Origin of the sequence: Thioclava sp. 'Guangxiensis' (assembly GCF_045348365.1) — a bacterium.
GTDB lineage: Bacteria > Pseudomonadota > Alphaproteobacteria > Rhodobacterales > Rhodobacteraceae > Thioclava > Thioclava kandeliae.
Genome location: NZ_CP155823.1, coordinates 150,368 through 162,910 on the forward strand (window position 1 = coordinate 150,368; position 12,543 = coordinate 162,910).

Annotated in this window: 11 protein-coding genes and 1 pseudogene; 5 read left to right on the top strand and 7 right to left on the bottom strand. The window is 61.7% G+C overall.

All coding sequences use genetic code 11. The annotated features are described in order from the left end of the window. Positions 1-187 precede the first annotated feature (187 nt). The 4 genes from ABEB22_RS14215 (at position 188) to ABEB22_RS14230 (ending at position 5,145) form a co-directional block, all read left to right on the top strand. Complete coding sequence (locus ABEB22_RS14215) at positions 188-1,834, top strand: ATP-binding protein (RefSeq protein ID WP_349295642.1); 1,647 nt, start codon at positions 188-190, stop codon at positions 1,832-1,834. Further along, the gene (locus tag ABEB22_RS14220) at positions 1,831-3,150 is read left to right on the top strand and encodes a sigma-54 dependent transcriptional regulator (protein WP_339114960.1); all 1,320 of its coding nucleotides are present in this window, start codon (positions 1,831-1,833) and stop codon (positions 3,148-3,150) included. Before ABEB22_RS14215 ends, ABEB22_RS14220 begins: the two co-directional genes overlap by 4 nt. 96 nt (positions 3,151-3,246) lie before the next feature. Then, entirely contained in the window at positions 3,247-3,558 is a 312-nt protein-coding gene (locus tag ABEB22_RS14225; RefSeq protein WP_349295643.1) for an ETC complex I subunit, read from the top strand. Between the two features lie 147 nt (positions 3,559-3,705). Beyond that, positions 3,706-5,145, top strand: a complete 1,440-nt coding sequence (locus ABEB22_RS14230; RefSeq protein WP_349295644.1) for a DUF6880 family protein — start codon at positions 3,706-3,708, stop codon at positions 5,143-5,145. Between the two features lie 155 nt (positions 5,146-5,300). Here ABEB22_RS14230 and ABEB22_RS14235 read toward each other — a convergent pair. From ABEB22_RS14235 to ABEB22_RS14245, 3 genes and pseudogenes are all read right to left on the bottom strand, one after another. Next, positions 5,301-6,685 (bottom strand): annotated as a pseudogene (locus ABEB22_RS14235) (IS1182 family transposase). A gap of 210 nt (positions 6,686-6,895) precedes the next feature. Next, positions 6,896-7,531: an SDR family oxidoreductase gene (locus ABEB22_RS14240; RefSeq protein WP_349295645.1), complete on the bottom strand. Its 636-nt coding sequence runs from the start codon at positions 7,529-7,531 to the stop codon at positions 6,896-6,898. Then, the gene (locus tag ABEB22_RS14245) at positions 7,528-8,436 is read right to left on the bottom strand and encodes an alpha/beta hydrolase fold domain-containing protein (RefSeq protein WP_349295646.1); all 909 of its coding nucleotides are present in this window, start codon (positions 8,434-8,436) and stop codon (positions 7,528-7,530) included. The genes ABEB22_RS14240 and ABEB22_RS14245 overlap by 4 nt, the downstream gene beginning before the upstream one ends. A gap of 98 nt (positions 8,437-8,534) precedes the next feature. On the opposite strand from ABEB22_RS14245, the gene ABEB22_RS14250 reads away from it, so the two are divergent. Beyond that, positions 8,535-9,395, top strand: coding sequence for a LysR family transcriptional regulator (locus ABEB22_RS14250; protein WP_349295647.1), 861 nt, complete (start codon positions 8,535-8,537; stop codon positions 9,393-9,395). Positions 9,396-9,576: 181 nt separating this feature from the next. On the opposite strand, the gene ABEB22_RS14255 is transcribed toward ABEB22_RS14250, so the two are convergent. The 4 genes from ABEB22_RS14255 to ABEB22_RS14270 all read right to left on the bottom strand — a co-directional run bounded on the left by ABEB22_RS14255 (position 9,577) and on the right by ABEB22_RS14270 (position 12,543). Continuing rightward, on the bottom strand, positions 9,577-10,470 hold the full coding sequence (locus tag ABEB22_RS14255) for an alpha/beta hydrolase (protein ID WP_349295648.1): 894 nt from the start codon (positions 10,468-10,470) through the stop codon (positions 9,577-9,579). 8 nt (positions 10,471-10,478) lie between these two features. Continuing rightward, complete coding sequence (locus ABEB22_RS14260; RefSeq protein ID WP_349295649.1) at positions 10,479-10,913, bottom strand: DMT family transporter; 435 nt, start codon at positions 10,911-10,913, stop codon at positions 10,479-10,481. Further along, positions 10,913-11,410, bottom strand: a complete 498-nt coding sequence (locus tag ABEB22_RS14265) for a TetR/AcrR family transcriptional regulator (RefSeq protein WP_406871185.1) — start codon at positions 11,408-11,410, stop codon at positions 10,913-10,915. Before ABEB22_RS14265 ends, ABEB22_RS14260 begins: the two co-directional genes overlap by 1 nt. A 527-nt stretch (positions 11,411-11,937) precedes the next feature. Next, a complete protein-coding gene (locus tag ABEB22_RS14270; RefSeq protein WP_349295651.1) occupies positions 11,938-12,543 on the bottom strand; it encodes a hypothetical protein in 606 nt (201 codons plus the stop codon).

Consider the following 12,543-nt stretch of genomic DNA (forward strand, 5'->3'; position numbering starts at 1 on the left):
GCGGATGAGCATAGTTAGATCGAAATTGAAGTCTCGATTTCGCTGAAAATTCGCTAACTGTCTATATTTCCGTCATATTTGTAAAAGTCTCGGGGAAAATATGTTTCGCTTTCCACACAGGTTGATTTACGATAATGCGGAAAGTGAAACAGCTTGAACCCAAGCCCCTCCGGATCAGACTCGTCCCATGACCCAGACCGCTTCCCGTCCCAAATCCTCGCGTCGCGCGTTGCTGCCGGCACTGGCGGTGGTGCTCGGGCTCGTGCTGGTCTATCTGGTCTGCGATTACGAACTGTCGAGGCGGCTGAGGGCGGATGCGCAGGTTGATGCCCATATGCGCGTTCTGGCGATCGCCTCGGAGCTGGCGCGCCAGCAATCGGTGGGGGCGGTGCTGGCAAGCGATCCCGAGATCATCACCACGCAGGAGAGGGCCGATGCGGGCGACTGGCAGGCCCTGTCGCAGCGGCTCGAGGCGCTGAATGCCGATATCAGGGCCTCCGTTCTCTATGTGACCGATGCCAAGGGCCGCGCGATTGCTGCCTCGAACTGGCGCGAGGAGGAATCCTTCGTGGGCACGTCCTACGGCTATCGCAGCTATATCCGCGAGGCGCTGGAGACGGGAGAGGGGCGCGAATATGCGCTGGGGTCGGTCTCGCACCAGCCGGGGCTCTATCTGTCGCGGCGCATCGACGGGCCGGAAGGGCCGCTGGGGGTGGTGGTGGTCAAACTGACCTTCGAGACGCTCGAGACGGGCTGGCGCAGTAGCGAGAATGCCGCATGGGTCAGCAACCGTCAGGGGATCGTGACGGTCACCTCCGATCCCGCGTTGCGCTTCCAGCCCTCGCCCGAGCCGCAGCCGGTGACGGTCTCCGAGCCGGTGCCGGGCTCGGACTGGGTGCTCTGGCTGCATCTGCCGATCTGGCCCGTTCGCAGTGTGGCGGCGGCGGTCACCGGCGCTGCGGCACTGGGGATGGTCACGCTCTGGCTGGCATGGCGCTCGCTCCGGCGCCGTCAGGTCGAGGCCGCGCTCTATCGCGACCGGCTCGAGCGTGATGTCGAGGCGCGGACACTGGCGCTGACCCGCCAGATCAGGGAGCGCGAGGAAGCCGAGGCGCAGCTGGCGGGCATGCAATCGGCGCTGGTGCAGGCCAATAAGCTGGCGTCGCTGGGGCAGATCTCGGCGGGCGTGGCCCACGAGATCAATCAGCCGCTCTCGACGATCCGCCTTCTCGCCGAATACGGGCAGGACGCGGTCCTCGAAGGCGCGGACCATGATCTTTTGCGCAGCAATCTGGGCCAGATCGTGGAGATGTCGCAGCGGATCGGCACGATCACCTCGGATCTGCGGGGCTTTGCGCGCAAGGCGCGCGGAAACCGCGAACCGGTCTCGCTGGCGCAGGCGTGGCAGGCCTCGCTGCGCCTCGCGGCCAGCCGTCGCGCCTCCGAGGCGGCCGAAATCCATGCGCCGCCGATCCCCGAAACACTGATGATCGACGCCGAGGCGGTGCGGCTCGAGCAGGTTTTGGTGAACCTGTTGCAGAACGCGCAGGAGGCACTTTCGGGCCAGTCCGATGGACGGATCTGGCTCGAGCTTGTGCCACATGGCCGATCGATCTCGCTCTATATCGCCGATAACGGACCGGGGTTGGACCCTGATGTGGCCCGTGCGCCCTTCACGCCATTCCAGACCACCAAACCCAAAGGGTTGGGGCTGGGACTGGTGATCTGCCAGTCCATCCTGCGCGATTTCGGGGGCGAGTTGACCTATGATCCGCGCGCGGGCCAGACAGGCGCGCGCTGGCGGATCGATCTCAATCTATGGGAGGCCCTATGAGCCACGGTTCCATCCGCTTGATCGAGGATGATACAGCCCTTCTGGCGGCACAGGCACAAGGTCTGCGCATGGCGGGCTTCGATGTGGAGGCCTTCGATGACCCTCTTGCGGGCATCGAGGGAATCACGGCCGACTGGCCTGGTGTGATCCTGTCGGATGTACGCATGCCCAACATGGACGGGATCACGCTGGCGCGCCGGATGCGCGGGATCGACCCCGAGCTGCCGGTGATCCTGATCACCGGCCATGGCGATGTGGAGATGGCCGTGGGGGCGCTGCGCGACGGGGTCTATGATTTCCTGACCAAACCGGTGAGCCGCGCGACACTCGAGGCGACATTGCACCGTGCGCTGGCGGCGCGCCGACTGGTGCTGGAGAACCGCGAGCTGCGGGCGGCGCGCGATGAAAGTGGTCTTGCCCCCGGTCTGATCGGTGACAGTCCCGCGATGCGCCATCTGCGCGAGACTGCCCAGCATATCGCGGCATCGGGGATGAACGCGCTGTTTCTGGGGGAGGCGGGTGTCGGCAAGGAACGGCTGGCGCGCCATATCCATGCCGCCAGCGCGCGCCGCACGCGGCCCTTTGTGGCGGTGAATTGTGCGGCCCTCTCGCCCGAGCGGTTCGATGCCGAATTCTTCGGCTCTGTCGGCGGATCGGGATCGCATATCCGTGCCACGGGCCGCATCGAGAGCGCCTCGCGCGGGCTTCTCTATCTGGGCGGGATCGAGGCGCTGAGCCCCGAGATGCAGGCGCGGGTGCTGGAGGTCATTGAGACGGGGCAGCTCTGGCCGGTGGGGGCGACCTCGCCGCGTCCCGTCGATCTCTGGGTGATCGCGGGCACCCGCATCGATCTGGGAGCCGAGGTGGCGGCGGGGCGGTTCCGCGACGATCTCTATTACCGCTTGGGTGGCCTGAGCCTAACCCTGCCGCCTTTGCGCGCGCGGCGCGAGGATATCGGCCCGCTCTTCAGGCATTTCGTGGCGCGGGCAGCCGCGCGGCGGGGCGGGGTGGTGCCGCCCCTGACCGAGGTCGATCAGGCCCATCTCGATGCCCATGACTGGCCCGGAAACCTGCGCGAGCTGGAACAATTCGCCGAAACCTTCAGTCTGGGGCTCGATGGTCGTCCCGATGCCCGGACCGCGCCACAGGCCTCGCTTTCGGATATGGTGACGCGCTACGAGGCGGCGTTGCTACGCAATGCCTTGCGCGCGGAAAGTGGCAATGCCACCGCCGCCATGGCGCGTTTGCAACTTCCCCGTAAGACATTTTACGATAAACTGGCAAAACATGGCATCCGCAGCAGTGATTTCCGCTGAGCGGCGCTGTGACGGAATGTCGCAATTTCTGACCGGAATCTCTTGCGATTTCGTGGTGATGGTCTAAGACGAGACAGAGCTAATCGGAGGACGTTCATGCGCGCACGTATCTACCAACCCGCTAAGACGGCGATGCAATCGGGTGTGGCCAAAACCAAGCAGTGGTATCTGGATTTCACCCATGAGGGCGCGCGCGATATCGATCCGCTGATGGGCTGGACGAGCTCTTCGGACACGCAATCGCAGGTCCGCCTCCGCTTTGGCACCCGTGAGGAAGCCGAGGCTTATGCCAAGGAGAAGGGGCTGGATTACACCGTGACCGAGCCCCACAAACGCGCCGCCAACGTCCGCGCCCGTGGCTATGGCGACAATTTCTCCTCGGATCGCCGCGGGAACTGGACGCATTGAGGGTGTAAAACTAACCTGAGTTTTTCCCGAAGCAGGCTAAGTTTTTCCCGAGATCTACATATAGGGCGCCCACTGGGCGCCTTTTCTATATGTTGATTTCCCTTCGCTGTCGGCTAGGCCGATCTCTTAGACCCAAGGGCGTATTTCATGGCCAGCAAGCCCCTCAATAAAGCCAATCTGACCGCGCTCGGGGCAGAGGTGCTGGCCGATCTGCTTCTTGAGGCAGTGAAGGGGGATGCCGCGCGGCAGCGCAGGGTGCGGATGGCCTTAGCGGCCGATGAGGGGCCCGAGACGGTTGCCGCCGATATCCGCAAGCGCTTTGCCGCGATCCGGCGGGCGAAAGGCTTTCTGAACCGCCCCTCGCAGAAAAAGCTGGCGCAGGAGTTGACCGAGGCCATTCAGCTGATCGAGACCCGCATCGCGCCCACAGCGCCTGGCTTGGCTTTTGACCTGCTCTGGACGCAACTTCATCTGGCCGAAGGCATCCATGAGCGCACCGATGACAGCTGGGGGACCATCGGCGACACGATGCGCGCGGCGATGGCGGCGATTGGTGAGATCGCCTCGCGTCTGAAGCTCACCCCCGACACGCTGGCCGAGCAGATCCTTGAGGCCACGCTTGCAGATGGTTACGGCGCTTTTGATCGCGCGATCGAGGTCCTCGCGCCCGCACTTGGCCCAGAGGGGCTGGCCGCGCTGAAGGACAAAGCCACTGCCGCCTTTGATGCGCCGATCGCCGCCAGCGACCTTGCCCGCTATGATTATGGCCGCCCGTCCGAACGCGAAAGCCGCGCCCGTCAGTATCGTAGCAGCACGCTGGAACGCATCCTGCAGGACGTGGCCGATCAGCAGGGCGATGTCGATGGCTGGATGGCCAAATACACGCCCGAACAGTTGGCCTACTACACCATTGCCCCCGATGCCGCGACCCGTCTCTTGGATGCAGGCCGCGCCGAGGAGGCCCTCGCGCTGATCCGCACTGCCCTCGCCGCGCAGAAACCTGACCGGCGGTCCGACTGGCACGACCCGCGCGAGCTCGATGATGCGCATTTCGCCTGCCTCTCGGCGCTCGGGCGCAAGGCGGAGCTGCGCGATGCGCTTTGGGCACGGTTCGAAGCGCGGCTCTGTCCCGATGCGCTGCGCCATCATCTGAAACTGCTGCCGGATTTCGAGGATATCGATGCGGAGGATACTGCCCGCGCAATCGTGCTGGCCTATCCTTCGATGACCAAGGCGCTGTGGTTTTGCCATACCACGCAGGATCTACAGCTGGCCCGCCAGCTGATCGACGCCCGCTACGCTGAACTGAATGGAAATGTCTACGAGATCCTGACGCCGCTGGCAGAGGAACTGGCTCCAAACCACCCGCTTCAGGCGGCGCTCCTCTGGCGCGCCCTGATCGATTTCGCGCTGACCCATCAGCGCAAGGGCCGCTACGGCCACGCCGCCCGCCACCTCCAAAGCTGCGCCGAGGCCGACACCCGTCTCAGCGACTACGGCCCCCACCCATCACACGCCGCCTATCTAAAGGCGCTGGAGGACACTCATGCCCGGAAGTCCTCCTTCTGGGCAGAGGTCGTAAGATAATCAATGCAGCGCAGCATACGACTAAGATTGGGCGGATGTTGTTGAAAAAGTCGGCCGAAATCGCCGATTTTGAGGCTCGCCGCCGCCGGGCAAGGCTATTGCGTTCGGGCGATCGCCCGTCGCTCCGCCTCAAAGCGGTAATATGGCCGCTCAGCTCATGCTGCGGCCTCCTGTCGGACGCTTCGCGGGCGGAGCTTCGCGAGTTTTCGGAGATTCTGTGCGATGGCAGCGAGCAGAAATTCGTCCTTGGCGCCGTTTGGACCACGGAGCCGCAACCGTGTTAGGCCAAGAATACGCTTGAGGTGCGCGAAGAGCATCTCGACCTTCTTCCGTTTGTCGCGCGACACTTTGTAGGCCTTGGTCTTGCGGCACTCTCTGGCGAACTCGCGCGCCTCTTCATGGGGCTCACGCGTGACATACCGGGCATCGGCTTTCGGGCAGCAGATCTCCTTGGATGGACAGGCTTGGCAGGTTGCCTTCAAGCAGCGGTATTTCTTTCGCCCACCACTATCCTGGCCTCGGTTCGGATCGGAATAGTTGCGTCTGAACTGTTTGAGGGCATGGCCTTCGGGGCAGATATACTGATCATTCGTCTCGTCCCACTGGAAGTCTGAGCGGGAGAACGTTCCGTCGGTCCGTTCCGACTTGTCGATCACCGGGATGAAGGGAATGATGCTGCGCTTCTCGACCAGCCAGCCCAGGTTCTCGGCATTGCCATAGGCCGTATCGGCGGCCAGCCAGTCCGGCTTGATGCCAAAGCGTTTTTCGGTCCTGTCCAGCATCGTGCGCGCAGCTCCAACTTCGACTTGGCGGATGGCTCTTGTCGCTTCAACATCCATGATCACCGAACTCTTGGTGTCGATCAGGTAGTTGGTGGCATAGGCAAAATAGGGGCGACTTTCCTCGGCGCGGGTCCATTGTGCTGCCGGATCGGACTTGGCCACGAACTTGGGCTGGACAGGCGATGCGGCCCCGAAGCGGCGTCATCCAGTGTCTCCAGATATTCCCGTGCCGCCCTGTTGCCAGCGTCCCGCGCGGCCTCGGGGCTCCAGTCTTCCGCCGCGATGGAGCGGATCTTGTTGGCATCTGCCGAGATCAGGCTCGCATCGACCGCGAAACCTTCGCCCGACACCAGATTTTCTTTCAGGCAGCGTTCAACGGTTGTCTCGAAGACCTGACGCAGCAGACCGCTTTCCCTGAACTTGCCATGGCGATAGCGGGAGAAAGTCGAGTGGTCGGGGACATTGCCTTCCAGACCCAACCGACAGAACCAGCGGTAGGCCAAGTTCAGATGAACCTCGTCACAGAGCCGGCGCTCCGAACGGATCCCCATGACATATCCGATCACCAGCATCCGGATAATCAGTTCGGGGTCGATCGAAGGCCGGCCAAGGTGGCTGTAGAAGGGACGCAGTGCCTCGCGCAGGGAGCCGCCATTCAGGAACAGGTCAATCTCGCGCAGCATGTGATGGGCGGGGACATGCCGCTCCAGATCGAAATCGTAAAACAGCTGCGCCGGTGCTTCTCGCCTGCCCATCATGCCGAAATCCTCCAATCCCCTCATAGTCGAGTGAATCGAAAGACTTGCCGCAGCGCAACAAAGACTTTTTCAACAGCATCGGCGGATTCCGGACCTTCGCTGCACCTTGGGCGAACGGCAGCGATAAGTCATTGCGGTCAGTCGAGGTCGGCACCTGATTTCGCCACATGAGCACCGGCGCAAAACACCTGCGATGGGCAGTTACGGCGTCTACTGCGAAATGATCGGCGCTTTTCCTTTCCAATCCATGCGTTCCAATTCGATGACGGCGAAACGGGCGACATCTGCCCGCGAAACTTTCCCGCCGTGGAAGCTATGCAGATCGGTTAGCGCCCGGACCGTCCGGGTTGCAGGGCCATCTGTAAGCACCGAGGGACGCAGGATTGTCCAGTCCAGACCGCTGGCGCGGATGAGTGCCTCCTGTCGGTCCTTATCCTTGTAGATCGGACCAAGCAGCAGCGGCTGGAATAGCCGGTCGTACAGGAACCCGCCATGGCCGCGGCTGTCACCGGCGCCCATTCCGGTGATGGCCACCAGCCGCCGAACGCCCTGCGCCTGCATTGCCTCGACCAGTACACGCGTGGATCCGGAGAGCAAGGTCACCTCCTTCAATGGGCTTAGCCTGGTAGGCCCGAGTGCGCTGATTACCCCGTCGCATCCTGATAGTGCTATGGTGACCGTCACGGGATCAAGCGCGTCCCCTGGAACGATGGTCGCCGTATCGCGGAGCGGTGCCGCCTTTTTCGAAGACCGAGCAAGGACGACCACCTCGTGGCCATTCGTATGAGCTTCGCGGACAATGGCTCGGCCGGTGCCGCCGGTGCCGCCAAGAACCAGGATCTTCATGCCCCACGCCCCAGCTGTGCTCTCAGGAAGGCCCCCGAGAGCGCAATGGCCTTGGGCGCGGCCTCCAGAGATTGCAGACTGGCGGGGAACACGTGGGTCATACCACTCCATACGTGAACCTCCGCCACGCCTTCATAGGCCAATGCGTCGTCAAGCAGGATCTCGTCCGTGCCAACATGGATCATCGTGGGCGGCATCTTGCCCTTCAGCCCGAAGCACGGCGACAGATCCGGCGTACGCAGATCCTGCATATGGCCCGCATAAAGACTGGCCGCCGTCTTCAGCTGCGCCCGCGACAGGAGGGGATCGGCGGCCGTCCGTTCGGCGATACCGGGCGCTGCAAGGCTCAGATCCGTCCAAGGGGACAGGGCAACGACGGTGTCGATAACGGGAAGGCTGGCTTCCACCCCGGGATCAGTCATCTGTACGATGGCAAGCGCCAAGCCGCCGCCAGCCGAGTCCCCGACCACTCCAACCCGTCCGACACCCGTGGCTCGCAGCCCGCGCAGAACCGAGCGAATATCGGTCAACGCTGCGGGGTATGGATGCTCGGGCGCCAGCGCGTAGTCCGGCACAAAGGTCACGGCACCCGCCGCACGGGCCAGGTGGCTGGCGAAATGGCGGTAGCTCCGAGCGGAGCCGAGCGTGAAAGCCCCGCCGTGAATGTAGAGGATGGCAACGCCCGGCTGCCGGTCGGCAGGGCGGCACCACCACCCATTGACACCGGCGATTTGCGCCTCCTCGAACATCACCCCGTCGGCCGTGGGTACTGCGCCGATAAAGGCGTCATAGGCCTCACGGCCGGCGGGCGTCAGAACCATCTCCGGCTGAAGTTTCAGATAGGCCCGCATCGCGCCCATGGTGATGCGATCTACAGGGCTCAGCGGGTGGTTAATACGTGTCATGATCAGGATCTCCTTTTTGGCTGACACGCATATGGCGCTTCAATAGTGATAGGGTAGATGCTAAAAACGGTCTCTATCGTTTCATAAATGGAATACCCATGGATCTGCTTGCCCTTAAGAACTTCTTGCTGGTTGCACAACACGGCGGCATTGGCGCCGCCAGCCGCGCCTCGGGGCGCTCCAAGGCAACGCTTTCGCGCCATCTTGCAGGTCTCGAAGATGATCTGGGCGTACGGCTGGTAGAGCGTGGTGCCAACACCCTGCGGCTGACCGATGAGGGCCGCGCGCTTCATGCCAGATCAAGGGAGTTGCTCATCGAGTTCGCGGAGCTGCGCGAGGCTATACAAGGCCGCCGTGATGACCCTCATGGACAACTACGGATCAGCGCGCCCTTACTCTTTTGCCATATGCATATGGCCACGCTCGCGGCCCAATTCCGGGCCCGCCACCCCGGCGTAGTCTTGGACGTTCAGGCCGACGACCGTCAGGTTGATCTTGTTGACGAAGGTTTCGACGTCGTCATCCGCGTGAACCCGCCCGATACTCATGGCCTGGTCGGGCGATGTTTCATGGAAGACTGGCTGACCTTGGTCGCCACGCCCGCAATTGCAGCGCGGGCCGCTGGGAAGGTCCCCGCCGTCATCCTGTCCTCGCAAAAGACACAGGGGCATTGGACCGTGCAATCAAACGCAGGTGGGCGTCAGATCGCTGGGTCGGTCGTGCTGAAGCTTCCAAGCTATGTACTGGTCCGGACAGCCGTGCTTGAAGGTGCGGGCGCCGCGGCGCTGCCCCATTCCCTTGTGGATGCGGATCTGCGCCGTGGAAAGCTGCTCAACATGGGGACAGTTGAGGGCAGCGCCACACAGATCTGGGTCCTGCACACTGCCCGCCGCCTGACCTCGCCCAAGGTCAGGGCCTTCGTCGACTTCGTATCGAACAGATTTCGGACTCCTGAATGAAGCGTGTGAATCACGGTTCACGCGAATGGTTGGGTGGAACGGTGCAGCAGCAAGGGCTGCCCCCTTCAAAGCCCGTCACAAGTAGGAGCCCGCCTTTCCACGTCCCAGATCTATATCTCAGGAGCCACGGCGCACCTGGAAGCACCTGTGTGCGGCCTCCTGCCCCGTGCCCGCTGTCGTCTCAGCCTCTTCGGCCAAAGAAATCCAGAAGAGCGGAGGCAACCGCTTTTGGCTGCTCCTCTGGCTGGAAATGGCCGCACTCCTCAATGATGTTCGAATGGACATCTGCACAGAACGGTGCAAGCGCTCCGGAGAGATCGGGGATTGAGCCCTGATCTGCGCCAAGGGCAAGAACCGGTAGGGAAAGGCGTTGCGCCTGGCCCAAGCGTTTGTTCTGTCTGGCAGAAATAGCCGCCGAGCGATAGAAAGCCAACCCGGCGCGAAGTGCTCCTGGTGCAGTGAAGATCCGCAAGTATTCCTTGAGTGCCGCTTCGTCAAAGGCACCAGGATGTGCGGTCTTCTCCCGCAGGAACCACTCGAGATACGGCAGTTCGCGGCCTTCCAGAAGGATCTCGGGCAGGTCGGGCACGGCATGGAAGGGGAAATGCCAGGTTTTCCATGACTTATCGGGATCCGAGGGCAAATGTTCTGGTAGGGTCACGCCAGGAATACCGGCATCCATGAGGACAAGGGCCCTGATCTCGGGCTCGAACTGATGCGCATAGGGAAAGGCGACCCAAGCCCCAACGTCATGTGCCGCTAGGAAATATTGCCCAAGATCCAGCGTTTGGATCAGCCCGTGCAGGCGCTGTGCAACGGTCTGCGTGTCATAGCCATCCAGCGGCTTGTCGCTGTCTCCCTGTCCGGGCAGGTCGATGGCCACGATGCGATACTCGTCCCGCAGCTCTGTCATGACTCCACGCCAGGCAAAGCTGCTTTGAGGGTACCCCGCCAGCAAGACCAACGCGGGCGCATCTTTGCGCCCACCATCGACGTAGTGGAAGCGCAGCCCATCGACACGCTTGAAACGGTGCGCAAAGCCTTCGGGAGCGGGGGAAAGTGTTATCGATGTCATGGGAAGTCCTATCGAATGAGAACCGCACCACCGAGCAACATGCTGGCGGCCAGAAATCGTTGAAGGGTCAGCGGATGTTGCGGCATGTCGAACATTCCAAGGCGGTCAAGCAGAAGCGAAAACACGACTTGCCCGGTGATCACGAGCGCGACCATGCCAGCGGCACCAAGGCGCGGCGTCGCAAAGGCTATCCCCGCCAGCGTGATGACGCCACAGATCCCGCCCGCCCAGGCCCAGAGTGGCAGCGCAACGAGGTCAACCGTTCGGGGCAATCCGCGTGTCAGGTAAATGCCTGCCCCGAACAACAGGAAAGCCGAGAGTAGCGCAGAGATGCCGGCCGCCCAGAAGGCCGATCCCAGAGCGCGCGCGAGCTTGGCATTGAAGGCGCCCTGCAGTGGTAACATGGCACCTGCCAGCAGGGCAGAGAGGATGAGAAACGGCATCAGGCTTGCCCGAGAAGCCGGAGCGCGCCAGCGACAAGGGTCCCGCTGTCCATTTTCATGAGCTCGACCTTTCCCAAGATGCGCATACCCTGTTGCATGGCAAGCAGCAAGGCGGCGGTCGTGGCAGGGTCGACTTCTTTTGAAATCGAGCCGTCGCTGTGCCCCTCGTTGATCAGCTGCTCCAGCCGGTCCCGTCGCGTCGCCAGCTGATTGCGCAGTATCGTCGCTGCATCGCCGACAAGGTCCAGATCAGCCACTCCGGAAACGACCATGCAGCCTAGACGCCCATCCCGGCCCTGGCTCAACGCGGCAAAGATCCGTAGCAGGGCGGCAACCTTCTGCCGTGCATCTGACTCGGCACTCAGGCGTGCGTCGATTTCGGCTTCGCGCAGGGCGATGTAGCGGGCCAGCGCGGAGGCGAAGACGCCCTCCTTCCCGTTATAGGCTTTGTAAATGCTGCCGGTCGTCAGCCCGGACGCCGTCTTCAGATCGGACATGCTGACCCCGGCAAAGCCTGCAGCGCTGAACAATGCGATTGATGCATCGAGGAAGCGGTCTTCGTCGAAGGCTCGAGGTCTGCCACGAGGGCGTGTTTCTGGTGCGAGACCCATAGAGTTACCTTATTTAGGAATCATTCGTTTCCTATTTATAGGTTACAGTCTTTCTGGTCAATTCAAGAAAATTTTCAGCGGGGGCGTCGAATAGCGCCAGACCCTCGTTTGCAAGCGGGACCGATTAGCAGCTGTGTCCGCAATGCTGACGTCGAGCAGCTGGGTCGTGCCGCATAGTGCCACAATGGCGGGTTCAGCGAACTGCACCGCTGGATAGAGTAGCCCGATGAATGTCCGGATAGGGCCGATCGCGTAGTTAGGGTGGCGCGGCCCTCGTGATGGGGCCGTCGCACCGCCGCATGACTGCTTCGAGCCCATCGTAACCGATGCTGCTGGCTGAACGAATGGCTGCCTAGTAGGTTGCAGCTTAAGCCCGCACTCAGTCTCACAACTTCTGAGCTAGGCGTTTATGCCTACCATTCAGTCACAACTAAGCGGGCCGATTTCTCGGGTTTAGCTTCACGAAGGTAACGAAGCTGACCCTCATAGTATCGAGTATTTTCCGGTGCGAGTGGATCGGGATTGGAACCATCACGCTGCGCCATCCTCGCATAAGAAACTGAAAAGGGAACTGATATAAAAATACTGAAGTCCCATTCATCTAGTAGCTCTTGCCTGTGCAGAAAAATGCCGTCGAACACAAGCAACGCTTTAGGCGGAACTCTTTGCTTAACGGGATTTGGTTTGTCCGTCTGATGGTCGAAAACCGATGTGAGAATCTCTGTTTTTCCATTGCGGAACGGTTCAATTAGATATTTACGCAGTCTAACATAGTCGTACGAGTCGAGGAAAAATCCTGTAGGGTCGTTCCTTCCACGAGCGTACCGAAATCTTGCTGGGTTATGAAAGTTGTCGACGGTCGCTCGGATGACAGGTCGCCCATAATTCTTAGTGCGATCAGCCAGCAGATCAGAAAATGTGGATTTTCCTGCGCCATCAATACCGTCAACTGCCACAATTGCCCTATCCGGGAGGTCAACAATTCGACTGGCTAAATCTTCAATAAGTCGGGTGTTCAT

What these genes read in the sequence shown, in the direction of transcription:
- ABEB22_RS14215 (WP_349295642.1), top strand. Translation starts at nt 188, where the DNA reads ATGACCCAGACCGCTTCCCGTCCCAAATCCTCGCGTCGCGCGTTGCTG.
- ABEB22_RS14220 (WP_339114960.1), top strand. Translation starts at nt 1,831, where the DNA reads ATGAGCCACGGTTCCATCCGCTTGATCGAGGATGATACAGCCCTTCTG.
- ABEB22_RS14225 (WP_349295643.1), top strand. Translation starts at nt 3,247, where the DNA reads ATGCGCGCACGTATCTACCAACCCGCTAAGACGGCGATGCAATCGGGT.
- ABEB22_RS14230 (WP_349295644.1), top strand. Translation starts at nt 3,706, where the DNA reads ATGGCCAGCAAGCCCCTCAATAAAGCCAATCTGACCGCGCTCGGGGCA.
- ABEB22_RS14240 (WP_349295645.1), bottom strand. Translation starts at nt 7,531, where the DNA reads ATGAAGATCCTGGTTCTTGGCGGCACCGGCGGCACCGGCCGAGCCATT.
- ABEB22_RS14245 (WP_349295646.1), bottom strand. Translation starts at nt 8,436, where the DNA reads ATGACACGTATTAACCACCCGCTGAGCCCTGTAGATCGCATCACCATG.
- ABEB22_RS14250 (WP_349295647.1), top strand. Translation starts at nt 8,535, where the DNA reads ATGGATCTGCTTGCCCTTAAGAACTTCTTGCTGGTTGCACAACACGGC.
- ABEB22_RS14255 (WP_349295648.1), bottom strand. Translation starts at nt 10,470, where the DNA reads ATGACATCGATAACACTTTCCCCCGCTCCCGAAGGCTTTGCGCACCGT.
- ABEB22_RS14260 (WP_349295649.1), bottom strand. Translation starts at nt 10,913, where the DNA reads ATGCCGTTTCTCATCCTCTCTGCCCTGCTGGCAGGTGCCATGTTACCA.
- ABEB22_RS14265 (WP_406871185.1), bottom strand. Translation starts at nt 11,410, where the DNA reads ATGTCCGATCTGAAGACGGCGTCCGGGCTGACGACCGGCAGCATTTAC.
- ABEB22_RS14270 (WP_349295651.1), bottom strand. Translation starts at nt 12,543, where the DNA reads ATGAACACCCGACTTATTGAAGATTTAGCCAGTCGAATTGTTGACCTC.